Origin of the sequence: Roseovarius sp. MS2 (assembly GCF_051447875.1) — a bacterium.
Taxonomy (GTDB): Bacteria; Pseudomonadota; Alphaproteobacteria; order Rhodobacterales; family Rhodobacteraceae; genus Roseovarius; species Roseovarius mucosus_A.
Genome location: NZ_JBKHVF010000001.1, coordinates 2,741,617 through 2,768,177 on the forward strand (window position 1 = coordinate 2,741,617; position 26,561 = coordinate 2,768,177).

The 26,561-nt window shown below is 61.9% G+C and carries 19 protein-coding genes, 2 tRNA genes and 3 pseudogenes; 11 read left to right on the forward strand and 13 right to left on the reverse strand.

Going from position 1 to position 26,561, the window contains the following annotated elements; genetic code table 11:
* Positions 1 to 39 precede the first annotated feature (39 nt).
* The 3 genes and pseudogenes from pdhA to ACLGGT_RS13465 all read left to right on the forward strand — a co-directional run bounded on the left by pdhA (position 40) and on the right by ACLGGT_RS13465 (position 3,750).
* A pseudogene (pdhA, locus tag ACLGGT_RS13455) lies at positions 40 to 1,049 on the forward strand (pyruvate dehydrogenase (acetyl-transferring) E1 component subunit alpha).
* Positions 1,050 to 1,064: 15 nt separating this feature from the next.
* Complete coding sequence (locus ACLGGT_RS13460; protein ID WP_422002115.1) at positions 1,065 to 2,429, forward strand: pyruvate dehydrogenase complex E1 component subunit beta; 1,365 nt, start codon at positions 1,065 to 1,067, stop codon at positions 2,427 to 2,429.
* A 13-nt stretch (positions 2,430 to 2,442) separates the two neighbouring features.
* The gene (locus tag ACLGGT_RS13465; RefSeq protein ID WP_008280149.1) at positions 2,443 to 3,750 is read left to right on the forward strand and encodes a pyruvate dehydrogenase complex dihydrolipoamide acetyltransferase; all 1,308 of its coding nucleotides are present in this window, start codon (positions 2,443 to 2,445) and stop codon (positions 3,748 to 3,750) included.
* Positions 3,751 to 3,791: 41 nt separating this feature from the next.
* Here the strand turns inward: ACLGGT_RS13465 and ACLGGT_RS13470 are convergent, their stop codons facing one another.
* The 3 genes from ACLGGT_RS13470 to ACLGGT_RS13480 all read right to left on the reverse strand — a co-directional run bounded on the left by ACLGGT_RS13470 (position 3,792) and on the right by ACLGGT_RS13480 (position 6,958).
* The gene (locus tag ACLGGT_RS13470; RefSeq protein WP_151978857.1) at positions 3,792 to 4,370 is read right to left on the reverse strand and encodes a TIGR02281 family clan AA aspartic protease; all 579 of its coding nucleotides are present in this window, start codon (positions 4,368 to 4,370) and stop codon (positions 3,792 to 3,794) included.
* Between the two features lie 17 nt (positions 4,371 to 4,387).
* Entirely contained in the window at positions 4,388 to 5,014 is a 627-nt protein-coding gene (locus ACLGGT_RS13475; RefSeq protein WP_008280151.1) for a MarC family protein, read from the reverse strand.
* Positions 5,015 to 5,110: 96 nt separating this feature from the next.
* Positions 5,111 to 6,958, reverse strand: a complete 1,848-nt coding sequence (locus ACLGGT_RS13480) for an ABC-F family ATP-binding cassette domain-containing protein (RefSeq protein WP_008280152.1) — start codon at positions 6,956 to 6,958, stop codon at positions 5,111 to 5,113.
* 135 nt (positions 6,959 to 7,093) lie between these two features.
* Here ACLGGT_RS13480 and ndk point away from each other — a divergent pair, with 135 nt between their 5' ends.
* Positions 7,094 to 7,516 carry a nucleoside-diphosphate kinase gene (gene ndk, locus ACLGGT_RS13485; RefSeq protein ID WP_008280153.1) on the forward strand — a complete coding sequence of 141 codons (423 nt, stop codon included), beginning with the start codon at positions 7,094 to 7,096 and terminating at the stop codon, positions 7,514 to 7,516.
* A gap of 290 nt (positions 7,517 to 7,806) precedes the next feature.
* On the opposite strand, the gene ACLGGT_RS13490 is transcribed toward ndk, so the two are convergent.
* The 5 genes and pseudogenes from ACLGGT_RS13490 to ACLGGT_RS13510 all read right to left on the reverse strand — a co-directional run bounded on the left by ACLGGT_RS13490 (position 7,807) and on the right by ACLGGT_RS13510 (position 13,281).
* Positions 7,807 to 8,856: a zinc-dependent alcohol dehydrogenase family protein gene (locus ACLGGT_RS13490; RefSeq protein ID WP_437196491.1), complete on the reverse strand. Its 1,050-nt coding sequence runs from the start codon at positions 8,854 to 8,856 to the stop codon at positions 7,807 to 7,809.
* A 149-nt stretch (positions 8,857 to 9,005) separates the two neighbouring features.
* Complete coding sequence (sucD, locus tag ACLGGT_RS13495; protein WP_198133574.1) at positions 9,006 to 9,887, reverse strand: succinate--CoA ligase subunit alpha; 882 nt, start codon at positions 9,885 to 9,887, stop codon at positions 9,006 to 9,008.
* Positions 9,887 to 11,076 (reverse strand): annotated as a pseudogene (locus tag ACLGGT_RS13500) (malate--CoA ligase subunit beta). Before ACLGGT_RS13500 ends, sucD begins: the two are co-directional and overlap by 1 nt.
* Positions 11,077 to 11,118: 42 nt before the next feature.
* A complete protein-coding gene (locus ACLGGT_RS13505; RefSeq protein ID WP_008280157.1) occupies positions 11,119 to 12,060 on the reverse strand; it encodes an HpcH/HpaI aldolase/citrate lyase family protein in 942 nt (313 codons plus the stop codon).
* Between the two features lie 12 nt (positions 12,061 to 12,072).
* Entirely contained in the window at positions 12,073 to 13,281 is a 1,209-nt protein-coding gene (locus tag ACLGGT_RS13510) for a pyridoxal-phosphate-dependent aminotransferase family protein (protein ID WP_008280158.1), read from the reverse strand.
* A 226-nt stretch (positions 13,282 to 13,507) separates the two neighbouring features.
* On the opposite strand from ACLGGT_RS13510, the gene ACLGGT_RS13515 reads away from it, so the two are divergent.
* Entirely contained in the window at positions 13,508 to 14,149 is a 642-nt protein-coding gene (locus ACLGGT_RS13515) for a helix-turn-helix transcriptional regulator (protein ID WP_008280159.1), read from the forward strand.
* 75 nt (positions 14,150 to 14,224) lie between these two features.
* On the opposite strand, the gene ACLGGT_RS13520 is transcribed toward ACLGGT_RS13515, so the two are convergent.
* Entirely contained in the window at positions 14,225 to 15,703 is a 1,479-nt protein-coding gene (locus tag ACLGGT_RS13520) for an ABC transporter substrate-binding protein (RefSeq protein ID WP_375553956.1), read from the reverse strand.
* Positions 15,704 to 15,907: 204 nt separating this feature from the next.
* Here ACLGGT_RS13520 and ACLGGT_RS13525 point away from each other — a divergent pair.
* Positions 15,908 to 15,984, forward strand: a tRNA-Asp gene (locus ACLGGT_RS13525).
* 139 nt (positions 15,985 to 16,123) lie between these two features.
* Positions 16,124 to 16,200: transfer RNA gene (locus tag ACLGGT_RS13530), tRNA-Asp, on the forward strand.
* Positions 16,201 to 16,237: 37 nt separating this feature from the next.
* On the opposite strand, the gene ACLGGT_RS13535 is transcribed toward ACLGGT_RS13530, so the two are convergent.
* Genes ACLGGT_RS13535 through ACLGGT_RS13545 form a run of 3 tightly spaced genes read right to left on the reverse strand, consistent with a single transcriptional unit; the run spans position 16,238 to position 19,322 of the window.
* Entirely contained in the window at positions 16,238 to 17,296 is a 1,059-nt protein-coding gene (locus ACLGGT_RS13535) for an LLM class flavin-dependent oxidoreductase (RefSeq protein ID WP_437196492.1), read from the reverse strand.
* Between the two features lie 15 nt (positions 17,297 to 17,311).
* Positions 17,312 to 18,784, reverse strand: a complete 1,473-nt coding sequence (locus tag ACLGGT_RS13540; RefSeq protein ID WP_437196494.1) for an aldehyde dehydrogenase — start codon at positions 18,782 to 18,784, stop codon at positions 17,312 to 17,314.
* Between the two features lie 10 nt (positions 18,785 to 18,794).
* Positions 18,795 to 19,322, reverse strand: coding sequence for a flavin reductase family protein (locus ACLGGT_RS13545; RefSeq protein WP_237183473.1), 528 nt, complete (start codon positions 19,320 to 19,322; stop codon positions 18,795 to 18,797).
* A gap of 296 nt (positions 19,323 to 19,618) precedes the next feature.
* Here ACLGGT_RS13545 and ACLGGT_RS13550 point away from each other — a divergent pair, with 296 nt between their 5' ends.
* From ACLGGT_RS13550 to ACLGGT_RS13565, 4 genes are all read left to right on the forward strand, one after another.
* Entirely contained in the window at positions 19,619 to 21,217 is a 1,599-nt protein-coding gene (locus ACLGGT_RS13550) for a phosphoenolpyruvate carboxykinase (RefSeq protein ID WP_037297196.1), read from the forward strand.
* Positions 21,218 to 21,368: 151 nt separating this feature from the next.
* Positions 21,369 to 22,217 carry an outer membrane protein assembly factor BamD gene (locus ACLGGT_RS13555; protein ID WP_037297199.1) on the forward strand — a complete coding sequence of 283 codons (849 nt, stop codon included), beginning with the start codon at positions 21,369 to 21,371 and terminating at the stop codon, positions 22,215 to 22,217.
* A 37-nt stretch (positions 22,218 to 22,254) separates the two neighbouring features.
* Positions 22,255 to 23,904: a DNA repair protein RecN gene (recN, locus tag ACLGGT_RS13560; protein ID WP_437196497.1), complete on the forward strand. Its 1,650-nt coding sequence runs from the start codon at positions 22,255 to 22,257 to the stop codon at positions 23,902 to 23,904.
* Positions 23,905 to 24,162: 258 nt separating this feature from the next.
* A complete protein-coding gene (locus tag ACLGGT_RS13565) occupies positions 24,163 to 25,059 on the forward strand; it encodes a hypothetical protein (protein ID WP_437196499.1) in 897 nt (298 codons plus the stop codon).
* An 85-nt stretch (positions 25,060 to 25,144) separates the two neighbouring features.
* Here ACLGGT_RS13565 and ACLGGT_RS13570 read toward each other — a convergent pair.
* Positions 25,145 to 26,520: pseudogene (locus ACLGGT_RS13570) on the reverse strand (FAD-binding oxidoreductase).
* Positions 26,521 to 26,561 lie beyond the last annotated feature (41 nt).

Genomic DNA, 26,561 nt, shown 5'->3' on the forward strand with positions numbered 1-26,561 from the left:
AATGCTAAACTATATTCGCCAGCAAGGAGTCGCCATCCCATGGTTGCCCGGAAAAGCACTAAGAAATCCAACGTCTCAGCCGAAGATCTCAAGCAGTATTATCGCGATATGCTGCTCATTCGACGATTCGAGGAAAAGGCGGGCCAGCTTTATGGCATGGGTCTGATCGGCGGTTTCTGCCATCTCTACATCGGACAAGAGGCGGTTGTCGTCGGACTTGAGGCCGCCGCAGAAGAGGGCGACCGCCGCATCACCACATACCGCGATCATGGGCACATGCTGGCCTGCGGGATGGACCCCAACGGTGTGATGGCCGAACTCACCGGGCGTGAGGGGGCTATAGTCGCGGCAAGGGCGGCTCGATGCATATGTTTTCGACCGAAAAGCGGTTCTATGGTGGCCATGGCATCGTGGGTGCCAACGTGCCGCTCGGGGCCGGTCTGGCCTTTGCCGACAAATACCTTGGAAATGATCGTGTGACCTTCACGTATTTCGGAGATGGTGCCGCCAATCAGGGACAGGTCTATGAGACCTTCAACATGGCCGCCCTTTGGCAATTGCCGGTGATCTTCGTGATCGAGAACAACCAATACGCCATGGGCACATCGCAGAAACGATCAACCTCTAGCCCTGACATCTACACGCGTGGGCAGGCCTTTGGCATTCCCGGCGAAGCGGTCGACGGGATGGACGTGCTGGCCGTGAAAGAGGCGGGCGACAAGGCCGTTGCGCACTGCCGCTCGGGCGCGGGCCCCTACATTCTAGAAATCAAGACCTACCGCTATCGTGGCCATTCCATGTCTGACCCGGCCAAATACCGCACCCGCGAAGAGGTGCAGAAAATGCGCGAGGAGAAAGACGCCATCGAGCACGTGCGCGACCTGCTGGTGTCGGGGGGCCATGCCACCGAAGAGGACCTCAAGGCGATCGACAAAGAGATCAAGGATGTGGTGAACGCCAGTGCCGAATTCGCCAAGGAAAGCCCCGAGCCCGCGCTTGATGAGCTTTGGACAGATATTATTGCCGACGCGGCACCGCAGAACGCGTGAAGAGGAGAGACGACAATGGCAACCGAAATCCTGATGCCCGCCCTCTCTCCGACCATGGAAGAAGGCACACTGGCCAAATGGCTGGTTAAAGAAGGCGATACCGTCAAAGCTGGTGATATCCTCGCCGAGATTGAAACTGACAAGGCCACGATGGAGTTCGAGGCGGTCGATGAGGGCGTGATGGGCAAAATCCTGATCGCCGAGGGCAGCGAAGGCGTCAAGGTCAACACCCCCATCGCCGTGATGCTGGAGGAGGGCGAGAGCGCCGAAGACGTGGCAAGTGCCCCCGCCGCCAAGGCACCCGAGGCCGCCCCCGCCCCGAAAGCTGCCCCTGCTACTGCCAAGGCTCCTGAGGCACCGAAAGCGAATACCAGCCCCGATTGGCCTGAAGGCACCGAAATGCAGACCATGACAGTGCGCGAAGCGCTGAACACTGCCATGGCCGAGGAAATGCGCCGTGACGACACCGTGTTTGTCATGGGGGAAGAGGTTGCCGAGTATCAGGGGGCCTATAAGATCACCCAGAACCTGCTCGAGGAATTTGGTGCCAAGCGCGTGATTGACACGCCGATCACCGAGCATGGCTTTGCCGGGATAGGTGTTGGCGCGTCTTGGGGGGGCTTGCGGCCCATCGTCGAATTCATGACGTGGAACTTTGCCATGCAGGCGATTGACCAGATCATCAACTCTGCGGCCAAAACGCTTTATATGTCTGGTGGTCAGATGGGCAGCCCGATCGTGTTCCGTGGTCCCAACGGGGCAGCCGCGCGTGTCGGCGCGCAGCACAGCCAGGATTACGCGGCGTGGTACGCCCAAGTGCCCGGTTTGCGCGTGGTGCAGCCTTATTCGGCGGCGGATGCCAAGGGCCTGTTGAAAACCGCCATTCGCGATCCCAACCCGGTGGTGTTTCTTGAAAATGAAATCCTCTATGGCCGCTCGTTTGAAGTTCCCAAGCTCGACGATTTCACCATCCCCTTCGGCAAGGCCAAGATATGGCGAGAAGGCACGGATGTGACCATCGTCAGCTTTGGTATCGGCATGACCTATGCGCTAGAGGCCGCAGAGAAACTGGCCGAGGATGGGATCAGCGCCGAGGTGATCGACCTGCGCACGCTGCGCCCGATGGATACGGATACGGTCATCGCCTCTGTGATGAAAACCAATCGTTGCGTGACGGTGGAAGAAGGCTGGCCGGTGGCCTCAATCGGCAACCATATCTCGGCCGTGCTGATGCAAAAGGCGTTCGACTATCTCGATGCGCCGGTCATCAATTGCACGGGTAAGGATGTGCCGATGCCCTATGCCGCCAATCTGGAAAAGCTGGCGCTGACATCCACCCAAGAGGTGATCGACGCCGTTCGCCAAGTGACCTATCGCTGAGGGAGACCCTAAGATGGCAACCGAAATTCTGATGCCCGCCCTCTCGCCCACGATGGAAGAGGGCACGCTGGCCAAATGGCTGGTCAAAGAGGGGGATACCGTTTCTGCGGGCGATCTCTTGGCCGAGATTGAGACTGACAAGGCCACGATGGAATTCGAGGCAGTGGAAGAGGGCGTTGTTGGCAAGATCCTGGTGGCCGAAGGCACCGAAGGGGTCAAGGTCAACACCCCCATCGCGGTGATGCTGGATGAGGGCGAAAGCGCTGCGGATATATCCAGTGCCCCTGCCAAGGCCGAGGCTCCGGCAGCCAAACAGGCCGAGGCCACGCCGCAAGCCGAAGTTGCGGCCAAACCTGCCCCCGCCGCGCCGAAAACAGGCGATGGGGATCGCATTTTCGCCTCGCCGCTTGCGCGTCGCATCGCGGCAGACAAGGGGATTGATCTGGCAGGCATCACCGGTTCGGGCCCGCATGGCCGGATCGTCAAGGCGGATGTGGAAGGGGCCAAGGCTGGCGCTGCCCCTGTGGCAAGCGCTGCCGAGGCTCCGGCAAGCAAGGCTGCAACCCCGGCACCCGCTGCAGCCCCTTCTGGTCCGTCGTCGGATGCCGTGGTCGCCATGTATCAAGGCCGCGCCTATGAAGAGGTCAAGCTCGACGGCATGCGCAAGACCATTGCTGCGCGCCTGACCGAGGCCAAGCAAACCGTGCCGCATTTCTACCTGCGGCGTGAAATCCGCCTTGATGCACTGATGAAATTCCGCGCGGAGTTGAACAAACAGTTAGAGCCACGGGGCGTCAAGCTGTCGGTCAATGACTTTATCATCAAAGCCTGTGCGCTTGCCCTTCAGGCGGTGCCGGATGCCAATGCCGTCTGGGCCGGTGACAAGGTGCTGCGCCTGAAACCCTCTGACGTGGCGGTGGCGGTGGCCATTGAAGGTGGGCTCTTTACGCCGGTTCTAAAGGACGCCGAGATGAAATCTCTTTCGGCGCTATCGGCAGAGATGAAAGACCTCGCCAAACGCGCCCGTGACCGCAAGTTGGCACCACAGGAATATCAGGGCGGCACCTTTGCGATTTCCAACCTTGGCATGTTCGGGATCGAGAATTTCGATGCCGTCATCAACCCGCCGCATGGTGCGATCCTTGCCGTTGGCGCAGGGCTGAAAAAGCCGGTGGTGGGCAAGGATGGCGAATTGACCGTGGCCACGGTCATGTCGGTGACGCTCTCGGTGGATCACCGGGTGATCGACGGCGCACTTGGTGCGGAGCTTTTGACGAAAATCGTCGAGAACCTTGAAAATCCGATGGTCATGTTGGCCTAAAGATCGACGCCCCGGCTCTTAGTCGGGGCGTTACACCTTGCTCAGCGGGTCAGTACAAGACGTCCGCCAGTAATCTCGATGCTGGAAAAGCGTTGCAGATACTCCATCCCCAACAGAGATTGGCCCATTTCGCCCTGATTGACCACGGCCCGCAGGTTTTCATGCCGCACCGGCCCGACCGCGAGGCTTTCAAGACGCACCGGCGCTGTGCGCACCTCGCCATTGGCGGTATAGGCACGGCCCAGATAGGCCAAACTCTTGGTATCAAGCCCGATCCGTTCTGCGTCACTTTGGCTCAGCACGATCTGACTGGCCCCAGTATCGACGACAAACCGCACCGGCACGCCCTCGATCTCGACAGTCAGGTAGTAATGCCCGTCCGGCGCGCGCGGCACTTCGATCCGGTCGCCCGCGACGACGCTTTGCATTGGGCGCACCGTCTGGCGAATATCCTCCCAGAGGCCCACCGCCGCCAAGGCACCAACAAAGATAAGACCCCAGATCAACGCCTGCTGCGCCAATTTGCCCAAGGACGCGCGGTTCTGAGCCACAAACCAAACCAAAAGCACTGATCCAAGGATCATGAGATAGGTCAGTCGGGCGAAATCAAAATCCTGCATGGCCGCTATATAGGCGCTCAGCCGGCCAAACCAAAGCCGCGCAAGCCATCAAGCACGAATTGTACGGCAAGCGCCGCCAGCAGCATGCCCAAAAGCCGTGTCACCACGTTGATCCCTACCTTGCCAAGGGCGCGCTCTAACAGACCAGAGGTCAGAAACATCACGAAAACCAAGGCGATGACCGACAGCATAACACCGATGACCCAGAGTAGCCCCTCTGCCCCCGGCTTTTGCCCAGCCAATAGGATCACCGTTGCAATCGACCCCGGCCCGGCAATGAGCGGGATCGCGATGGGAAAAATCGACGGATCGTCGCTGTCGTCTTCTTCGGCCGCGTCGGCCTGTCCTTTGCGCCGCTGTCCGCGTCGCTCAAAAAGCATGTCGAGCGCCGTGAGAAACAGCAGCAAACCACCTGCAATGCGAAAGGCAGGCATCGAAATGCCGATAAAGCCCAACACCGCCTCGCCGAGCGCAGCAAACAGGATGAGCAACAGCGCAGAGGTGACGCAGGCCCGAATGGCAATCGCGCGCCGTCGCGCCGTGCTCATCCCTTGGGTCAGCGCCACAAAGAGCGGTGTCATCCCGATAGGATCAATGATCACGAAGAGCGTGACAAAGGCCGTGATGAGAAACGCAGTATCCATAAGGGTCTTGCACCATTTTCAGGCCGAAATGCCAAGGGTAAAGTCCCCTGATCCGAAAACCTGAGTGCCCGCAAAGGTAGATGCTCGTAAGGGCGCTCAGCGCTCTGCCGTTTCCAGCCGCTCCAATGCCTCCATCCAGAGGGTCTCGGCCAGCGACAGGCCATCCTCGATCTCGGCGTATTTCTTTTGCCATTGGGTCAGCCCGTGGATGTCATCGTAGATCGCGGGATCGGCCAATTTCGCGGCGACCTTGCTCTCCATGTCCTGCAGCTTGGCGATGCGCTCTTCGCAGCGTTTCACATCTTGTCGCAGCTTGAGGATCGCATCGCGCGAGGGCTTTTTGACCTTGATTTCCTTGGGTTTTTCACTTGGCTTTTCGGTGTCCGAGCCGCTGAGCAGCATGGCGCGATAGCTTTCCAGATCACCCTCATAGGGGGCCACAGCACCGTCCCGTACCAGCCACAGGCGATCCGCCACCAGCCCCAGCAGGTGCATGTCATGGCTGACCAGAATGATCGCGCCGGAATAGGCGGTCAGCGCCTCAACAAGGGCCTCACGGCTTTCGATATCAAGGTGGTTGGTCGGTTCATCGAGAATCAGCATATGCGGCGCATCGAGCGTGGCCAGCATCAGCGATAGCCGCGCCTTTTGCCCGCCCGAAAGCTTGCCGACCAGCGTTTCGGCCTGTTCGGCCCCGATTCCAAATCCGCCCAAACGCGCCCGCAGTTTCGCGGGTGCCTCTTCCGGGCGCAGGCGGCGGATGTGGTCAATTGGGGTTTCATCAAGGTGCAATTCCTCGACCTGATGCTGCGCAAAATAGCCGACGCGCAGCTTTGAGGCTTTGTGAATCTGGCCTTCAATTGGGTCAAGTTTGCCTGCCAAGAGCTTGGAAAGAGTAGATTTCCCTTCACCATTGCGCCCCAAGAGCGCGATCCGGTCATCTTGGTCGATCCGCAGGTTCAACCGCCGCAGCACCGGCACGCCATCATAGCCAACTGATCCGCTCTCGATCCGCAAGATGGGCGGTGACAACTCTTCGGGCGTGGGAAAGGTAAAGCGTTTGAGTGCTGCCTCTTGCGGTGTTGTGATCGGCTTGAGTTTGGCAATCATCTTGAGGCGGGATTGTGCCTGCACGGCCTTGCTCGCCTTGGCGCGGAAGCGGTCGACAAAGCTCTGGAGATGCGCGCGGCGGGCGTCTTGCTTTTTCGCCTCTGAGGCGGCGGCGGCAAGACGGGCGGCACGGGTTTCGGCGAAAGTCTCGTAACCGCCTTGATAAAGCGTGAGTTTTTTATCCTCAAGATGCAGAATCGAGCCCACCGCGCGGTTCAAAAGCCCGCGATCATGGCTGATGATGAGCACCGTATGGGGATAGCGCGCGAGGTAGGTTTCAAGCCAAAGCGCGCCTTCAAGGTCGAGATAGTTGGTGGGTTCGTCCAGCAGCAAGAGGTCGGGTTGCGAGAAAAGCACACCTGCCAAGGCCACGCGCATCCGCCAGCCGCCAGAGAAGGCGGAGCAGGGCATAAGCTGTTCTTCGTCGGTAAACCCCAGTCCTTTGAGGATGCTAGAGGCGCGCGCCTCGGCGGACCAAGCGTCGATATCTGCGAGCCGCGTCTGGATTTCGGCAATTCGTGCGCCATCGGTCGAGCGCTCGGATTCTTCCATGAGTTCAGCACGTTCCGTGTCATAGCTCAGAACGGTGTTGACCAGTGACACCTCGTTTCCGGGCACCTCTTGGGCAACGCCGCCGATGCGCGCGCGCGACGGCAGGCTGATGCTGCCACCTTCCAGTGCCAATTCGCCCCGGATCAGGCGGAATAGGGTGGTTTTGCCCGTGCCATTGCGGCCCACGATGCCAACCTTGTGGCCATCGGGGATAGAGGCAGAGGCGCTCTCGATCAGGGTTCGGCCCGCGACCGAATAGGTGATATCATCTATGTGCAACATGGCCCCCGCATGCCGTATGTGCGCGCCGCCGTCAATCGCGGCTTTTCAAGGCGCGGTGTGCATGTTATCGGACCCGCGATCAAACGCGGTCGGGCAAGGGGCCGGGCCGGTGAAACCTACGGAAAAGAGGCTGAAATGGCTGTTGAACGCACGCTGAGCATTATCAAACCCGACGCGACCAAGCGCAACCTGACCGGCAAGATCAATGCCAAGTTCGAGGATGCAGGTCTGCGCATCGTCGCGCAGAAGCGCATTCAACTGACACCGGAACAGGCGGGTGTTTTCTATGCCGTGCACAAAGAGCGCCCCTTCTACGGCGAACTGTGCGAATTCATGGCGTCTGGCCCGGTTGTGGTGCAGGTTCTGGAAGGCGAGGGTGCAGTTGCCAAGAACCGCGAAGTGATGGGCGCAACCAACCCTGCGGATGCTGCAGCGGGCACGATCCGTGCGGAATTTGCCGAGTCGGTCGGTGAAAATTCTGTCCACGGTTCGGATGCGGCAGAGACTGCAGCGGTCGAGATCGCCTATTTCTTTTCGGGTCTCGAACTGGTCGGCTGATCTGAAGGCGATAGATAAAGAAAGGGCCGTATCCTGTTGGGATGCGGCCTTTTTCTTTTATATACTTGCGTAGTCCTGGTAGACTGGCGCGGCATTTGGTTTGGGCTGCGGTCGCGCAGAGGGTTGCGGGGGCGCGGATTTGGCCCCGGATGTCGGGGGGGTGGCCTGTGGCATTGGACTGCTCCATTATGGGGTGGCAAACCTTGAACGGCTTGGCCTTTGATTATCCTTACAGGATCGGTAAGTTTCACGGCGCGGTTAGGGCGCGATTGTGGCGAAACTAAGGCGAATCAGGCGCTTAGCTGGTCGACCACGGTGACGCCATAGCCCTGAAAGCCGTCCATTGCGATCAAGGCATTGTTAAGTCCCGATAATCCGATGCGTTGGGTGATCAGGCGTTCAGGGTCGAGATGCCCGGCGGAGATCATGGCGAAGAGGGGGGCGAAGCGGTCAGCCCCCATGCCACGGGTGCCGTGCAACGTGATCTGGCGAGAATAGACCAGCTCTAACAGGGGTAATTCGGGTGTGGCATGGCGGCCAAGGGGCATGCCGATTTGAACGTGACGCCCCATTTTGCGAAGGCTTTTCAAAGAGTTGTGAAAGGTGTCCGTGATCCCGAGCGCGTCTAGAGAGACATGCGCGCCGCCGTCGGTCACGTCGCGCACGGCGGCACCGACATCTGGGGATTGGCTGGCATCAAGGGTGGCTGTCGCGCCGAGGGATTTGGCGATGCGCAGCGCCTCGGGGTTGACGTCGATGGCTAGAACACGGGCCCCGATGGCTGCGCCGATCATGATGGCCGAGAGACCGACGCCACCGCAGCCGTGGACGCTAAGCCATTCACCGGGTTGAGTTTTTGCGCGATCCACGACGGCGCGAAAGGCCGTGGTGACGCGGCATCCCATGCCAGCGGCGGCGGCATAGCCCATCGTATCGGGCAGGCGCACGAGGTTGAAATCGGCGCGCGGAATGGCGAGACGTTCCGCAAAGGCCCCCCAGCCGGTAAAGCCGATCACCTGTTGGTGATTGCAGACTGTGGGCTCTCCGCCCCGGCAATCGGGGCAGGTGCCGCACCCCAGAATGAACGGGGCCGTGACCCGGTCACCCACGGCGAAGGCCCGACATTCTGGCCCGATTTCAAGGACTTCTCCCGCGAATTCATGCCCCATGACATGCGGCAGGATGACATCGGGATCGGCCCCTTTCCACGCGTGATGGTCAGAGCGGCACACACCGCAGGCGCGCACAGCGATGATCGCGCCGTCACGGGGACAGTCGGGATCGGGCACTTCGGTGATGTCGGTGGGGGTATTGTAGCAGGTCAGGAGGGCTGCGCGCATCGGGCACCTGTAGCTGGAATTGTCGGCAGCCTAGGGGCGGGGTTTGGCGGGTGCAAGCCTGTAAGGTCTGTAAGGTTCTCAAGTCGATTTTGTAAGGTCCGGTAGGGTCGGGGCCGCCACAGGGAGAAGCGGCCCCAAGGTCGGGCGGGTCAGGCGACCATCCGCGCGACCACCTCGCCAAAGGAGGAGGGGGTCGGGACGATTGTGACACCCGCCTCGGAGAGGATCTCGACCTTTTCTTGCGCCGATTCGCCGAAGGCCGACACGATCGCCCCGGCATGGCCCATACGCCGACCTTTGGGGGCCGAGAGACCGGCGATATAGGCCGCGACCGGCTTGCTCATATGGTCGCGGATGTAAGCGGCGGCTTCGGCCTCTTGCGGGCCGCCGATTTCGCCGACCATGACCACGGCATCGGTGCCCTCGTCATTCTCGAACAACTCCAGAATGTCGCGGAAGGAGGAGCCGTTGATCGGATCGCCGCCGATGCCGACGGAGGTGGACACGCCGATGCCGCGCTCTTTCATCTGGCTGGCGGCCTCGTATCCAAGGGTGCCAGAACGCCCGATGATGCCCACCCGGCCCGGTTTGTAGATATGCGGCGGCATGAGGCCGGCAAAGGCCTGACCGGGGGTGATGATGCCCGCGCAGTTGGGGCCAATGAGGCGCATGCGTTTTTCCGCCTTGTAGCGGCGCATGTAGCGTTTGACCTTGATCATGTCGCTGGCGGGGATGCCATCGGCGATGCAGACGCAGGTGGTGATGCCTGCATCCGCCGCTTCCATGATGCTGTCGGCGGCAAAGGGGGGCGGGACGAAGCAGATCACGAGATCGGCGCCGGTTTCGGCCACGGCCCCTTTGACCGTGTTGAAGACGGGCAGGCCGTTATGTTTGGTGCCGCCCTTGCCCGGTGTCACGCCGCCCACGACGTTGGTGCCGTGGTTGATCATGTCCTGCGTATGAAAGCTGCCGATGCGGCCGGTGAGGCCGGTCACGAGCACGCGACTGTTCTTGTCGATGATAATGGCCATCATGCGGCTCCCTTGACGGTGTTTTTGGTGTCGGACCAGGCGCGGACCACCAGATCGGCGGCCTCGGCCAGGGTTTCGGCGGTCAGGATCGGCAGGCCGCTGTCGGCGATGAGGCGGCGACCCTCTTCGACATTGGTGCCCGAGAGGCGCACGACGAGGGGCAGGGTGAGGTTCAATTCGCGCACCGCGCGGATCACGCCCTCGGCGATCCAGTCGCAGCGGTTGATGCCTGCGAAGATATTGACCAATATCGCCTCGACGTTGCGGTCGTTGAGCACGGCGTTGAAGGACATCAGCACCCTATCGGGGCTGGCCCCGCCGCCCACGTCGAGAAAGTTGGCCGGTTCGCCGCCCGCCATCTTGATCATGTCGAGTGTGGCCATGGCGAGACCCGCGCCGTTGACGATACAGCCGATTTCGCCGGTCAGACCGATGTAGTTGAGGCCACGGTCAGAGGCGAAGGTTTCGCGCGAGTCCTCTTGGCTTTTGTCGCGGAGTTCCGAGATTTCGGGGCGGCGGAAAAGGGCGTTGTCATCAAAGCTGACCTTGGCGTCGAGCGCCATGATCTCGCCCGAGGTGGTGACGACGAGCGGGTTGATTTCCACCATATTGGCGTCGGTTTCCTCCATCATGCGGTAGCAGCCGATGATGGTCTTGACCGCCTGCGGGATGAGGGCGGCATCAAGGCCCAGGGAAAAGGCAATCTCGCGGGCCTGAAACGCCTGCATGCCCACGGCTGGATCGACCACGGAGCGGATGATGGATTCAGGCTCTTGCGCGGAAATCTCTTCGATCTCCATGCCGCCTTGGCCTGAGGCCACGACGACAACCCGCTCTTCTTTGCGGTCCATCACGAAGGCCAGATAGATTTCCTGCGCGATGCTGGTGGCCTCTTCGATATAGAGGCGGCTGACGAGTTTCCCTTGGGGGCCGGTTTGATGGGTGACGAGCATGCGCCCGAGCATCCATTGTGCGGCCTCGGAAATCTCGGTCTCGTTTTTGCAGATGCGCACGCCGCCTGCTTTGCCGCGCGCGCCGGAGTGGATCTGGGCCTTGACCACCCAACGGTCGCCGGACAGTTCTGAGGCGCGGTAGACTGCCTGTTCGGGCTATAGGCGATGCCGCCGCGCGGCACCTGCACGCCAAAGCGTTTCAAGAGTTCCTTGGCTTGGAATTCGTGGATATCCATTTGGTAGTCCTCCCTATCGTGGTTGGCCTTTTTGGGTGGCCCTCAGCCTTTGGCGGCGATGGCGTCGGCGACGCTGATGACGTTGTTGGCCATACGCTCGGATGCGGCGTCGATCATCTTGCCATCAAGGCTGGCGGCCCCTTTGCCTTGGGCCTCGGCCTTGCGCAGTTCCTCGATGATGCGGCGGGCGCGGGTGACTTCGGCCTCGGGGGGCGAGAAGACATCATTGGCGAGTGCGATCTGGCTGGGGTGGATGGCCCATTTCCCCTCGATCCCCAAGGTGGCGGCGCGTTTGGCGCTGAGCGTATAGCCGTCTGGGTCGGAGAAATCGCCAAACGGGCCGTCGATGGCGCGCAGGCCATACGCGCGGCAGGCGACGGTCATGCGGCTGAGGGCGAAATGCCACTGGTCACCGGGATAATCGGGGTTGAGGCCGCCGATGACCACGGTGCGGGCGCGGTTGGAGGCGGCATAATCGGCCACGCCAAAATGCAGCGCCTCGAGCCGTCCGGGGGCCGAGGCGATCGCCTCGACATTGGCCATGCCGAGGGCGGTTTCAATCAGCGCCTCAAGGCCGATCTGATGGGTAAAGCCCATCGCCGTCTCGATCTGGCTGACCATGGTTTCGACGGTGTAGAGATCGGCGGGCACGCCCACCTTGGGGACAAGGATGGTGTCGAGATGTTGGCCCGCCTGTTCCACAATCTCGACCACGTCGCGATACATGTAATGGGTATCAAGGCCGTTGATGCGGATCGAAATGGTCTTGCCCTTGGCTTTCCAGTCGATGTCGTTGAGGGCCTGAATGATATTGGCGCGGGCCTGCACCTTGTCCGGGGGGGCGACGGCATCTTCTAGGTCAAAGAAGATGTAGTCGACATCCGAGTCCGCCGCCTTGTCGATCATCGAGGGGCTGGAGCCGGGAACGGCGAGTTCCGAGCGTTGAAGGCGTTGCTTTTTCAGCGGGTGAAGCGTGTAGCTCATAAAGATGTCCGATCAGGCGGCGCGGGCGGGTGCGACGCGCACCTGCATTGTGGGGGTGGAGGCGCGGAAATGTTCCTGAGCGGCGGCGATGCCACAGCCCGGTTCGATCACAGCCCCGGCATCGCGCAGCGCCATTTCAGCCGCCGATATGGCCCCGCAGAGCATCACCGGGTTGAGCGAGCCCAAGTGACCGATGCGAAAGGCGCGACCGGCCAGTTTGGCAAGGCCAGAGCCAAGCGAGGTCTGGTATTTGTGATAGGCGGTGGCGATCACGTCGCGGGCATCGACGCCCTCGGGGGCATAGATGGCCGACACGGTATCGGAATGCCATTCCGGACCATGCGCCACAAGGCGGCAACCCTGCCATTCGGCAATCGCGGCACGTACGCCCGAAGCGAGGCGGTGGTGACGGTCCCAGACGCTTTCCATTCCTGCCGCCAGAAGCATATCGAGCGAGCAGCGCAGCCCGCGCAGGAGTTGGGTGGCGGGGGTATAGGGGAAATAGCCGGTGTCGTTCAGCTTGATCATATCGGCAAAGCTGAAGTAGCAGCGGGGCATTTTTGCGTGCTCATGGGCGGCGAGCGCCTTGTCGCTGACGCCCAAGAGACCAAGACCGGCGGGCAGCATGAAGCCTTTTTGCGAGCCTGCGACGGCGAGGTCGACGCCCCAATCCTCCATCTCGAATTCAATCGAGCCGATGGAGCTGACGCCATCGACAAAGAGAAGTGCGGGGTGGTTGGCCGCATCCATCGCGGCGCGAATGGCGGCAATGTTGGAGGTGACGCCGGTGGCTGTCTCGTTATGGGTGGCAAAGACCGCCTTGATCTTGTGCTCTTTATCGGCGGTCAGTTTGGCGGCGTAATCCTCGACCGGCACGCCCTTGCCCCAATCCACCTCGCAGAGGTCCACGTCGAGGCCCAAACGCTCGGCCATATCAACCCAAAGCATTGAGAACTGGCCAAACCGTGACATGAGCACGCGGTCGCCGGTGTTGAGCGTGTTGGAAATCGCGGCCTCCCAAGCGCCGGTGCCGGAGGTCGGGTAGACAAACACGCGGCCATGGGTCAGGCGGAACACCTTTTTCAGGTCCGAGAGCAGCGGAAGGATGAAATCGCCGAAATCCGGCGCGCGCATATCCTCCATCGGGATATTCATCGCGCGGCGCACCTCCTCGGGTACATTGGTGGGTCCGGGAATGAAAAGATGCGAATGGCCGTTCATGATTGTCCTCCTCTTGGCTTGGCCCTTTATGCGGGGTGGTGGCGCATGCCGTAATGCCCGCGCGCATGGAAAAACGCGGCCATGCGGGGGCTGATTGCCCCGGCGGGTAGGGGTGCCCTACCCGATGGGGGCGCGGCGGTATGCCGTTGCATTCTGAAAAATCGTTTGATTTCAGGACGTTCCTTGGTCTTGTATAGCGGGGCCGGAGGAGGAGACTGTGCGAGATATGATTGACGCGACCGTTCAGGACGCTGCATTGGAGCTGCCCGAGGTGATCGTGGCGGACCGGCAGGCAATTGTCTGTCAGGGCCTGGGATCATTGGTGGCGCAGATCGCGGCGGTGCGGCTTGGCCCCTTTGCCACCGATCTGGCCAGCCTGCGCAAGGCGCTGGGTGAGCGGCCGGGGCGGGTGGTGCTGGTGCTGGGGGTTCGGTTGGCGGATGCGGATCTGGGCCGGGTGTTGGACATGCTGCGGCGGGATCATCCGCGCGTGATGGTGGTGGTGGTTGCCGAGGAGGCGGAGTTTGCCTTTATCCGCACGGCGGTGAAGGCGGGGGCGCATTCGGTTTGTATGATGGGGCAGGTTCTGAGCAGTCTGCCGCGGGTGTTGGGCCATCTGGTTGAAGGCCACAGCATCCTGCCCGCCGAGATTCTCAAACGGTTGATGGGCGAGCAAGGCGATAGCCTGACCCGGCGCGAGCATGAGATATTGGGGCTGTTGGTGGATGGGTTGACCAATTTCCAGATTTCAGCGCGGCTGGGCCTGTCGGAGAATACGGTCAAATATTACCTCAAGGCGATTTACCAGAAACTGGACGTGAATTCGCGGGGCGGGGCCATCGCGAAATATGTCGCGGGGACGTATTGAGGGGCGCTGCGCGGCGGCGCTACGCGCCTTGATTCCGCGCGGGTTGAGTGCTGCGGATGACCGAGAAAATCCCTCTCAATCCACGACCGTCACCAGATGCCAGCGCAGCGCATCGTTGGGCACCGGATCGAAATGGGTCACGCGGTTGGAGAGCACCACGAGTTGCGTGACGTGAAAGGGGATGATCGTGCCGGAATTCATCGCCAGATATTCCTGCGCCTCGATATAGAGCGCGCGGCGGCGTTTGAAATCAAGCTCGGCGCGGGCGGTTTCGAGCAGTTGGTCGAATTTGGAATTCTTATAGAAAGTCTCGTTCCATTTAGCGGTGGAGTGAAACGCCTCGTTCAGCGCCTGATCGGCGGGGCGTTCGCCCCAAGAGGTGCTGAACGCATCCTTTTTCATCCAGACATTTGACCAATAGCCATCGGCGGCGGCGTTGATCAGGTTGACGCGGATGCCCGCGCGCGCGGCCTGTTCCTGAAACGCGACACCGATCACCGGCCAGCTGGGATCAAGGGCAGAGACATGCACATCGACATCGACCCCATCGGGATAGCCTGCCTCGGCGAGCAATTGGCGCGCACGCTCGGGGTTGGCGGGGCACTCCATCTCGGCGCGGTATTGGTCATTGGGGGCCACGGGCGTGTCGCAGGAAATCACCCCGCCGCCATCCAGCGCCAGTTGCAGCATCTCGTCGCGGTCGACGGTCAGGTGCAGCGCCTCGCGCACGCGGGGGTCATCAAAGGGTGGCACATCGGTGCGAAAGGCCAGACCCATCCAGTTGCCGGTGGGGATCTCTAGGAGTTGGTAGCGCAGCGATTTATCAAGCGCGCGGCGCATCATGGGGGCGATGCCGCGCTCCATGTCGAGCTGTCCGCCGAGGAACGCCTGAAGCCGGGCTTGGGCATCGGGCACGCCGATCACCTCGATTCGGGCGAGGGCGGGGGGGCCTTCCCAATAGTCCTCATTGGCGACCAGTGTGGTGATGCCGTCTGGGTCGAATTTCTCGACCTTGAATGGTCCGGTGCCAATTCCGGAATGGTGAATGGTATCGCCCGAGCCTTCTGGGATGATCCGAAGGCGGGGGTCCATCAATTGCAGCGGCAGATCGGCAAAGGGCGCGTCAAGGCGCAGTTCCACGCTGAGCGGCCCGGTGGTGGCAATGTGGGTGATCATCTTGACGGCGGCGCGGGCGGGGCTGCCGAAATCGGGGTCAATCACCCGCTTGATCGAATAGACCACATCGCCCGCATCCAGCGCGCTGCCATCGTGAAAGCGCACACCGTCACGAATCTGAAAGCTCCAGACGGTGCCATCTGAATTGGGGGTCCAAGAGGTGGCGAGATCAGGTGCGGGTTTGCCGCCGGGACCGGGGCGCACAAGGCGGCTCTGGATTTTCTCGATGATCTGGAGCACGCGACCCTGCGAGGCGGGATCAAGGCTCGAATGGGCGCCGAAGCCCACGTTATGCGCATGGCGGAACGTGCCCGAGGGGGCGGCGCCTGCCGGCGCGGCAAGCAGCAGGCACAGGATCGACAATAGGATGGGCCGCATCGACATCTCCCCGGGCTATTGGGGCAGAGTGTGCCAAGGCGGCGCGGGGAAATCAAACTATTCGGGATGCTGCGGAGATCACGATTTGGGCGCGGGGGGATGGGCATAGGAAAGTTGAAATTTCCGCCAGCCAGCGCTTGACGGGCGCGCAGCCCCGTCATAGAAGCGCCACACGTCGGGGGTTCGCCCCTGATCGTGCTGCGGGCGGTTGTAGCTCAGTTGGTTAGAGTACCGGCCTGTCACGCCGGGGGTCGCGGGTTCGAGCCCCGTCAACCGCGCCACCGCAGCCCTCAAAGGCCCCCGCCCCGGCGGGGGCTTTTGTGTTTGGGGGCTGGGTCTGAGGGCCTATCTGCCAATGCTTTCGATTCACGATTTTGGGATTGACGGGCGCGCGGGGGGCGCTTATGCAGCCTCCCACGCGCGGTTGTAGCTCAGTTGGTTAGAGTACCGGCCTGTCACGCCGGGGGTCGCGGGTTCGAGCCCCGTCAACCGCGCCACTTTCCCCTTAATGCCTGACAGACCAGCCTTGGCGGATCACTCTGCTGCGGCGATGCTTTGCTCTGCGAACTGCGGCATCACCTTGTCGATGAAGAGTTGCAGCGAGCGTTTTTGGCGATCCATATCAAGGCCCATGGACGCGTAGTAGATGAAGGCATCGACGCCCAAAGCCTCGTATTGGCGCACTTTGTCGGCCACGGTCTCGGGGCTGCCGAAGGCCAGATTTTCCTCGAGCATGGCGGGATCGGTGCGGGCGTTGCCCTCGAGTTCCGCGAGGGGGACGGGATCGGGGAAGCCATTGACCACTTCGCCGCGTTTCATCATCAGGTTGCCGAATTGGCCCAACACGCGGCGCAGGGCCGCGAGGGCGGCCTGCCGGTCGTCTTCGGTTTCATAGACCGCCGTGTGGCGCATGAGCGCCCAGCGTCCGTCATAGCGCCCGCCGTTTTTGGCAATCGCGGCGTCGAGCCGGGCGCGGTAATTCTCGGCCTCGGAAAAGGGCATGGTGAGCGGCCAGCTCATGATGTCGCAGCCATGTTCCACGGCATAGTCAAAGGTGATGGGGGCGCGGGCGGCGACCCAGATCGGCACCTCGGATTGCACCGGCTTGGGGCAGGAGGTGGCGGTGGGGAATTGCCAGTATTCGCCGTCATGGGCGTAATCGCCCGCCCAGAGGTTTTGAACCACGGGCAGCGATTCCTGCATGTAGCGCCAGCTGTCGGGCTGCGCGAGCCCCGGCATCATGCGGTCGAATTCGCGCTGATAGGCACCCGAGCCGATGCCGAATTCGAGCCGCCCGTCGCTGAGAAGATCCAGCATCGCGGCCTCGCCAGCCAGCCGGATGGGGTGCCAATAGGCGGCGTTGACCACGCCCACGCCCAAGCGGATGCGGCTGGTATGTTCGCCCCACCATGTCAGGATCTGAAACGGGTTCGGCGCGATGGTCATTTCCAGCGCGTGATGTTCGGCGGCCCAAGCGATTTCAAAGCCGCCTGCCTCGGCCATTTGGACCATTTCGAGGGTGTGGTCGCGCAGGGCCTTCATGTCGGCGCTGGGATCGAGCCGTTCGAGATTGATTGCGAGGTGGAATTTCATGCCGGTCTCCTGTGATCAGCGCATTTGAAAGGGGTTGGCCATGGGATCGTCGGACATATTCATCCAGACGGTTTTGGGCCGTGTGTAATCGTAAAGCGCCTGAAAGCCGCTTTCGCGGCCATAGCCGCTGGATTTCGTGCCGCCGAATTCGGCTATGGGGCTGATGGCGCGGTAGGTGTTGACCCAGACGATACCGGCGCGCACGGCGCGCGACATCCGCAGGGCGCGGGCGTTGTCGCGGGTAAAGATGCCTGCGGCAAGGCCATGCTCGGAGCCGTTGGCGAGGGTCAGCGCCTCGGCCTCGGTTTTGAAGCGCAGGACCGAGAGGACTGGGCCAAAAAGCTCGGTATCGACGATGCGCAGGTCGGGGGAGGGGCAATCGAGGATCGTGGGTTCAAAGAACATCTCGCCCGCCGCAGACCGTTTGCCGCCGCAGATCAGGCGTGCGCCTTGGGTCTGGGCATGGGCCACCTCGCGTTCGATATGATCCAGTTGCGCGCGGGTGCAGAGGGGGCCCATTTGCGTGGCCTCGTCCATCGGATCGCCGATGCGGATGTGGCTGGCGATGGCGCTAAGGCGGGTGAGGAAATCGTCGGCGATATCGGCGTGCACAATCAGACGCGAGCCTGCGACGCAGCTTTGACCCGAAGCGCCAAAAATGCCCGCGACAGCGCCGTTCACGGCACTTTCGATATCGGCATCGTCAAAGACGACAAAGGGGGATTTGCCGCCCAATTCAAGGCTGACTTGTGCGAAATTCTGGGTGGAGTTCGTGAGCACATGGCGCGCCGCGTTCGGGCCGCCGGTAAAGCTGATCCTTGCCACAAGCGGATGCGAGGTGAGCACGCGACCGCAGGGATCGCCGTGGCCGGTGACGATATTTACGACGCCATCGGGGATGCCTGCCTGCGCAATGAGCCGCCCGAATTCGAGAATCACGGCGGGGGCGTGTTCCGAGGTTTTGAGCACGAGGGTATTGCCTGCGGCCAAGGCCGGGCCGAGTTTGACTGCCGTGAGGAAGAGCTGGCTGTTCCATGGCACGATGGCGGCCACCACGCCCAAGGGTTCGCGGTGGGTGAAGACGAACATATCCGGCTTGTCGATGGGGAGGGTTTCGCCGGTGATCTTATCGGCGGCCCCGGCGTAGAACTGCAGGAATTCGGCGATATATTTGGCCTGCCAGCGGGTTTCCTTGAACATCTTGCCGGAATCGCGGGTCTCAATCTCGCCCAAGGATTCGCTGTGGTCGGCCAGAAGATCGCCCAAGCGACGCAGGCATTGGCCGCGTTGGGTGGGGGTCATGCGCGACCATGGGCCGTCATAGCAGGCGCGATGCGCGGCCTCGACGGCGCGGATCACGTCGGCCTCGGTCGCCTCGGGGGCGGTGGCCCAGATTTCACCGGTGGCGGGGTTGAAGCTCTCGAACCGTCCACCGTCCGAGGCATCGACCCATGCGCCGTCGATCAGCATTTGGTACTCAGTGGTCATTCTTTGCCTCTTATTCTGCGGCACAGCGGGCGGCATCCTTGGGCACGACCCGGTGATAGCCACCGTCGCGCCATGCCAGTGGCGCGGTGCCTGCGTCAAACACGCTGGTGACATGGCCTATCACGATGAGATGGCTGCCCGATGGCACGCTCTGCGCCATGTCGCAGGCAAAGCCTGTGGCCCCTTCGATCAGGGGGGCGGTGCCCGGCGTGCCGTAGCAGTCGATGCCGGAAAAGCGGTCGGTGATCCAGCCGTCGTGCCGCCCGGCGAAGCGGTCGGCGATGTCGGTGCTGCCTTCGGGCAGGATATTGACGCAAAAGCGGCCATTGGCGGCCACTGCCTGTGCGATGCGGCTTTGCCCGTGCAGGCAGACAAGGACCGAGGGTGGATCGGCGGAAACCGAGGCAAAGGCGCTGACCGTGGCCCCGAACCGGCCCATCGGCCCATCGGTTGTGACAACTGTCACCGAGGCTGCGACCTGACGCATGGCGCTGACAAAGCTGGCTCTGTCCACGGGGGCGGGGCTGGGGTGTTGCATGGGATGTCCTTGGGTCTGGCGGGTGGTTTTGAAGGGCAGGTACAGGCTGACATGAAAGGTGAATTTTTGAAAACGAATTGTTTTGCTGTATATGTTCGAATAATCCGAATTGATGCTCTGTGCGGGGCGTTTGCACCTGCAGCATTGCGGATTCCTGCCAAGTGATTGCGCTAACTTGGAAAAACGGGCTTGTTTGCGGGTTGCGAATCCGTATGAGGCTGGACTAGCTGACAGGAATGCGCCGCCGCAGCGGTGTCGGACAGGGTAGGGCGCCCACGCCCAAAAGGGAGAAAGACATGACGGCAGGACGGGTCAATCCGCGCTTTCGGTTGGAAGATCAGGGAATTTTGGGGCTGGGCAAGGTTCATTACAACCTGATGGAGCCCGCCTTGGTTGCGGCTTCGGTGCAGCGCGGTGAAGGGGAATTGGGGCAGGGCGGCACGCTCTTGGTCAGCACGGGTGAATTCACCGGCCGGTCGCCCAAGGATAAGTTCACGGTGCGCACACCGACCACGGAAAACACGATCTGGTGGGATAACAATCTGGCGATGTCGCCAGAGCATTTTGATCAGTTGCACAAGGACATGCTGGCCTATCTGGCGGGGCGCGAAGTGTTTGTGCAGGATCTGGTGGCGGGTGCGGACTCTGAGCACAGCATCAATGTGCGGCTGGTCAATGAGCTGGCATGGCACAACCTGTTCATCCGCCACATGCTGCGCCGTCCCGAGCGTGAGGCGCTGGATCATTTCGTAGCCGATTACACGGTCATCAACTGCCCCGGTTTCAAGGCGGACGCCGCGCGGCACGGCTGCCGGTCGGAGACGGTGATCGCGGTCAATATCGACGCCAAGCTGATCCTCATCGGCAATACCGAATATGCCGGGGAAAACAAGAAATCCATCTTTGGCCTGATGAATTACCTTCTGCCCGAAAAGGGCGTGATGCCGATGCATTGCTCGGCCAACCATGCCAAGGATGATCCCGAGGATGCGGCGGTGTTCTTTGGTCTGTCGGGCACCGGCAAGACCACGCTGTCGGCTGATCCCAACCGGACCCTGCTGGGCGATGACGAGCATGGCTGGTCGGACACAGGCACGTTCAATTTCGAGGGTGGCTGCTATGCCAAGACGATCCATCTGAGTGCGGAAGCCGAGCCGGAAATCTATGCCACCTGCTCGATGTTCGGCACGGTGATCGAGAACATGGTCTATGACGCAGAGACGCGCGAACTGGACTATGAGGATTCGAGCCTTACAGAGAATATGCGCTGCGCCTATCCGCTGAACTATATCCCCAATGCGTCGGCCACCGGGCTGGCGGGGCATCCGCGTAATGTGGTGATGCTGACCTGTGATGCGTTCGGCGTGCTGCCCCCGATTGCGCGTCTGACGCCGGCGCAGGCGATGTATCACTTCCTGTCCGGGTTCACCGCCAAGATGGCCGGGACCGAGCGGGGCCTGACCGAGCCGCAGCCGGTGTTTTCCACCTGTTTCGGCGCGCCCTTCATGCCGCGTCGCCCAGAGGTGTACGGCAATCTGCTGCGCGCCAAGATCGAGAGCCAAGGCGCGTCGTGCTGGCTGGTCAATTCGGGTTGGACGGGCGGGGCCTATGGCACCGGATCGCGGATGCCGATCAAGGCGACCCGTGCGCTTTTGACCGCAGCCCTTGATGGGTCGCTCAACGGGGTCGAGTTCCGCAAGGATGCGAATTTCGGCTTTGACGTGCCTGTGGCCGTTCCCGGCGTGGCGGATGTGTTGCTTGATCCGCGCCGCACATGGCATGATCCGGCGGCCTATGACGCGCAAGCGGCCAAGCTGGTGCGCATGTTTGCGGATAATTTCGCGCAATATCTGCCGCATGTCGATGAAGACCTGCGCGCGGTGGCGCTGGGCTAGGAGGCCTTGGCCGCCCTTTGAACCCGCGCGTGCGGTGTGCGATGGGCGGTCAAAACATGCCAAAGGCGTTTTGCACCGCAAATTAATGTGCTAGGACCGGGGCGACGCGGGCGTTACGACCCGCGCATCGCAACTGAGAGTGAGATCGCGCATGAAAATCGGCACGTCCCGAGCCAGGCTATTGGGTGCCCTTGCTGTGGCCATGGTCATAGCGGGCTGTGGTGAGAGAGAAAGCGTCGAGCGCGGCAACGTCAATTATGAGAATTACACCGCGCAGCAAATTTTCGAGCGGGGTGAGTACGATCTGGCGCAGCGCGATCCCGATTTGGCAGCCAAAAGCTTTGCCGAGGTCGAGCGGCTTTATCCCTATTCGGATCTTGCGAAGCGGGCGGTGATCATGCAGGCCTTTGCCCATCATCAGGACAAGGCCTATGAGGAAAGCCGCGCCGCGGCCCAACGCTTTATCGACTTTTACCCGACCGATGAGGACGCGGCCTATGCGCAGTATCTTCTGGCGCTGAGCTATTATGATCAGATCGACGAGGTCGGACGCGATCAGGGGCTGACCTTTCAGGCGTTGCAATCGCTGCGCGAAGTGATCGAGCGCTACCCCGACAGCGAATATGCCAATTCCGCGATCCTGAAATTCGATCTGGCCTTTGACCATCTGGCCTCGAAGGAAATGGAGATCGGGCGCTATTATCTCAAGCGCGATAATTTCGCCGCTGCTGCCAACCGGTTCCGGGTTGTGGTCGAGGATTTCCAGACCACGACGCATACCGCCGAGGCGCTGCACCGGCTGGTGGAATCCTATCTGTCGCTGGGGCTGGTGAACGAGGCGCGCACGGCGGGGGCCATTCTGGGCCACAATTTCCAAGGCACCGATTGGTATGAGGACAGCTACAAGCTCTTGACCGGGCGGGGCTATACGCTGGAGGCGGCCGGAGATGGCTGGTTGCAGCAGATCTATCGGCAGACCGTTCAGGGTCGCTGGATCTAGAGGGGGCGGGGATGCCCCTGCCTGACGGGATGGCCTGATGCTGCGCGCGCTTGAGATTCGCGACATGCTGATCATTGACCGGCTGGACCTTGTGTTTCAGCCGGGTCTTAACGTGCTGACCGGCGAGACGGGGGCGGGCAAATCAATCCTTTTGGACAGTCTGGGCTTTGTGCTGGGCTGGCGCGGGCGGGCGGAATTGGTGCGCCGGGGGGCGGATCAGGGCGAGGTGGTAGCCGAGTTCGAACTGCGCCCCGATCATCCGGCGCGCGCGGTGCTGCGCGAGGCGGGATTGCCCGAAGAGGACTTGCTGATCCTGCGTCGGGTCAACAGCGCGGATGGGCGCAAGACGGCCTGGGTCAATGATCGGCGGGTCTCGGGCGAGGTGTTGCGACAGCTATCGGATGTGTTGGTAGAGTTGCACGGTCAACAGGATGATCGCGGCCTGCTCGACCCCAAGGCGCATCGCGATTTGCTGGATGCTTATGGAGATCTGGGCGCGCGGCGCGAGGGCTTGCGGGTGGCGTGGCGCGATCTGGGCGCGCGGCGCAAGGCGCGCGCGGCGGCGGAGGCGGCGCAGGCGGCGTTGCGGGCCGAGGAAGAATTCCTGCGCCATGCGGTGGCGGAACTGGATGCGCTTGACCCACAGCCGGGCGAAGAGGTGGAGTTGGACGCGCGCCGTCGCATGATGCAGGGCGCGGAGCGCATTCGCGAAGACATTGCCAAGGCCGCCGAGGCGCTGGGCCTTAACGGGGCCGAAGGGGCGGCGGGCGACGCGCTGCGCTGGCTTGAGGGGGCGGCAGAGCGGGCCGAGGGGCAGCTGGACGAGGCGATTGCCGCCATCGGCCGGGCACTGGTGGAGCTGGACGAGGCCGGGCGCGGCGTGCTGCGCTGCCTTGAGGCGCTGGATTTCAACCCGGTGGAGTTGGAAGCGGTGGAAGAGCGGCTGTTTGCGATCCGGGGGCTGGCGCGCAAACATGGGGTTCTGGCGGATGATCTGGCAGGCTTTGCCGAGGGGCTGCGTGGGCAATTGGCAGCGCTCGACCGGGGTGATGCGGATATGCGCGCGCTGGTCGCGGCGGTGGCCGAGGCCGAGCGCGCCTATGGCGCAGAGGCCGAAGCGCTGAGTGTGGCGCGGGCCGAGGCCGCCGCGCGGCTTGATCGGGCAGTGATGGCGGAACTGGCCCCGCTCAAGATGGAGCGGGCGGTGTTCACCACCGAGATTGGCCGGGCGGAGCCGGGAGCATCGGGGCAGGACGAGGTGGTGTTTCGGGTGGCCACCAACCCCGGTGCGCCCTCTGGTCCGCTGGCCAAGATCGCCTCGGGCGGGGAGCTGAGCCGGTTTCTTCTGGCGCTCAAGGTCTGCCTGACGGGCACGGATAGTGGTGTCACGATGATCTTTGACGAGATCGACCGGGGCGTGGGCGGGGCCACGGCGGATGCCGTGGGCCGCAGGCTGGCGCAATTGGCGGCGGGTGGTCAGGTGCTGGTGGTCACGCACTCGCCGCAGGTGGCCGCGCGCGGCGCGCATCACTGGCGGGTGGAAAAGCGGGTCGAGGGGGAGGAGACGCTCTCGACCGTGCGGGCGATGCGCGGGGGCGACCGCGTGGACGAGATCGCGCGGATGCTGTCGGGCGAGCGGATCACGCCCGAAGCCCGCGCCGCCGCCGAGGCGCTGATGGAGGGCTGAGGTTTGGGGGCGCTGCCCCCGCCGCCCGTGCCGGGCGTCCCCCCCGAGGTATTTTTTGGCCAGATGAAAGTGGGGGCACCCTGCGGCTGAAGAATGGCACGTCATAGCCAGTTGCCTGCACATGGCACGGTTGAAATGAAAGCACGTGACTTGCGCGCAGCTTGTTGAAAAGCTGGGGGTGTTGGAATCAGTGACAGAAGGGGGTGACGTTGCGGACAGGCTTGCCCGAGGGAAGTTTGGCGCGGCGTTCGTGTTGTGATGCTTAAGAGCTGTTGGATCATCGCGGTTGTAATTGGATTAGCGTTTTCGCAATCATTACAAGCCCAAGAGCAAACAAGCCCTACTGAGGATAGGGCAATTCACCTGCAAGAGCTTCTCGATCAGAAGCCTTCTGGAATTCCTATTCGGATTATCGAAGACAGTGACGCCCGCGACGCCCGTGAGCGCAGCGATAGGGAACGCGAGCAACGAGAGAAAGCTGACCTTGAAGCGCAAACCAAAATGGCCCAATGGGCGGAAGGTATGCTGTGGGTATCAATTTTTTCGGCACTAGTTTCCGGTTTTGGCCTGTTTCTTCTCGGTTTTACCCTCCGATACACCAAAAAGGCCGCTGATGCTGCCGCTGAACTTTATGAATTGGAAAGTCAGCCCTTTCTTTCTCTGGAGGTCATAGACGGGGCAAATTTTCGGATCATAGATGGCAAGGCTGGCTTCATGTGTGGCGATGAATTCAAAGAGGGTCCATTGTTCTGCAAGATCGTCAATGGTGGTAGGTCGTCGGCAATCGCTACAAGAATTTGTAGAAAGTGGAGTTTCTGCGAAAAAGGCAGCCCAACTGCGATAACTATCGGCGATCCGGACGACAGAAAGAATCCAGTGGATAATTCTAAACGGGACTTTCTTACGTCCATCCCGGTCGGGGCACAAAGCTCGTCGCCACCCATCACTACTTTCAATGATCAGACATCTATTCCTTTGGAGCCCAAGAACGCGTATTTTCACGGCTTCGTGGAGTTCTCGGATGCGTCTGGAAGAAGACGTGGAAGGACTGGGTTTTGCTTCGTATTTCTTCCGTCAATCAGCAGCAGAGGTATGAGCGTTGGCTTCCCCGAGGATACAAAAGGTCACTGGTATTATAATAAGATCGATGACTAGCGCCGTGACCGTCGTTCATCTCCTTTCGGGGCTGGTGCGTTCGATACATAAGGCCGGGTATCTCGGGCGAACCGCCCCCCCTCCCTCAATTCCTCGGTGGGACCAGTTTGCCGGGGTTGAGGATGTTGAGCGGGTCGAGGGCGTGTTTGAGCGCGCCCATCAGCGCCCAGCCGCCTCCGTGTTCGCGCTGCATATAGTCTAGTTTTCCCACGCCGATGCCGTGTTCGCCGGTGGCGGTGCCGCCAAGGGCCAGGGCGCGCGTGACCATGCGGTCGGAGGCGGCTTTGGCGGCGGTGAGTTCGTCGGGGTTGTCGGGGTCGATGAGCAGGACCGCGTGGAAATTGCCGTCGCCGACATGGCCCAGAATGGGGCCCATCACACCCGCCTGGTCGAGATCGGCGCGGGTCTCCTCGATCGCTTTGGCCAGTTTCGAGATCGGCACGCAGATGTCGGTGACGATGGCGCGCGCGCCGGGGCGCTGTCCAAGGATCGCGTAATAGGCATTGTGGCGCATGGCCCAGAGGGTGGTGCGGGCCTCGGTCTGGGTGGCCCAGTCGAAATCCGAGCCCTTGTGCTCGCGCGCCAAGGCGCCAAAGCTTTCGGCCTGTTCGGCGGTGCTGGCGGGCGTGCCGTGGAATTCGAGCAGGAGGTGGGGTTTTTCGGGCAGGGTCATCTTGGCATGGGCGTTGACCGCGCGCACGCTTTCGGTGTCCATCAGTTCGATCCGCGCGATGGGGATGCCGCATTGGATGGTGTCGATCACGGTGGCGACCGCATCGGCCACGCTGTCAAAGGCGCAGACCGCGGCCGATATCGCCTCGGGCTGGCCTGAGAGGCGCAGGGTGAGTTCGGTGATGAGACCGAGCGTGCCCTCGGCCCCGACGAATAGCCCGGTGAGGTCATAGCCTGAGGAGGATTTGCGCGCGCCGGTGCCGGTGCGGATCACCTCGCCCTTGGCGGTCACGACCTCGAGCGCCAGAACATTGTCGCGCATGGTGCCGTAGCGCACGGCGGTGGTGCCGCTGGCGCGGGTCGAGGCCATGCCGCCCAAAGAGGCATTGGCACCGGGATCAACGGGAAAGAAGAGGCCGGTCGCGCGCAGCGCGTCATTGAGCGCTTGGCGTGTCAGGCCCGGCTGCACCCGCGCGGTCATATCTGCCGTGGCCACGTCGAGCACGGCGTTCATCCGGCTGAAATCCACCACGATGCCGCCGCGAAAGGCCTGCGCCTGCCCTTCCAGAGAGGTGCCGGTGCCCCAAGCCACCACCGGCACGCGGTGGCGGGCGCAAAGGGTGACGATCTCGGCCACCTCTGCCGTCGTCTCGGGATAGGCCACGGCATCGGGGGGCTGGGTGGAAAATGCGATTCGCTTTGGCCATGCAGGGCGAGATCGGACTTGGACAGGGTGATCCGTTGGCCTAGAGAGGATTGGAGGTCTGCGATGGCGCGGGCAATGTCCATGGATGTGCTTTCTGAGAGAGGCGATGGGCGTAGCCTAATGC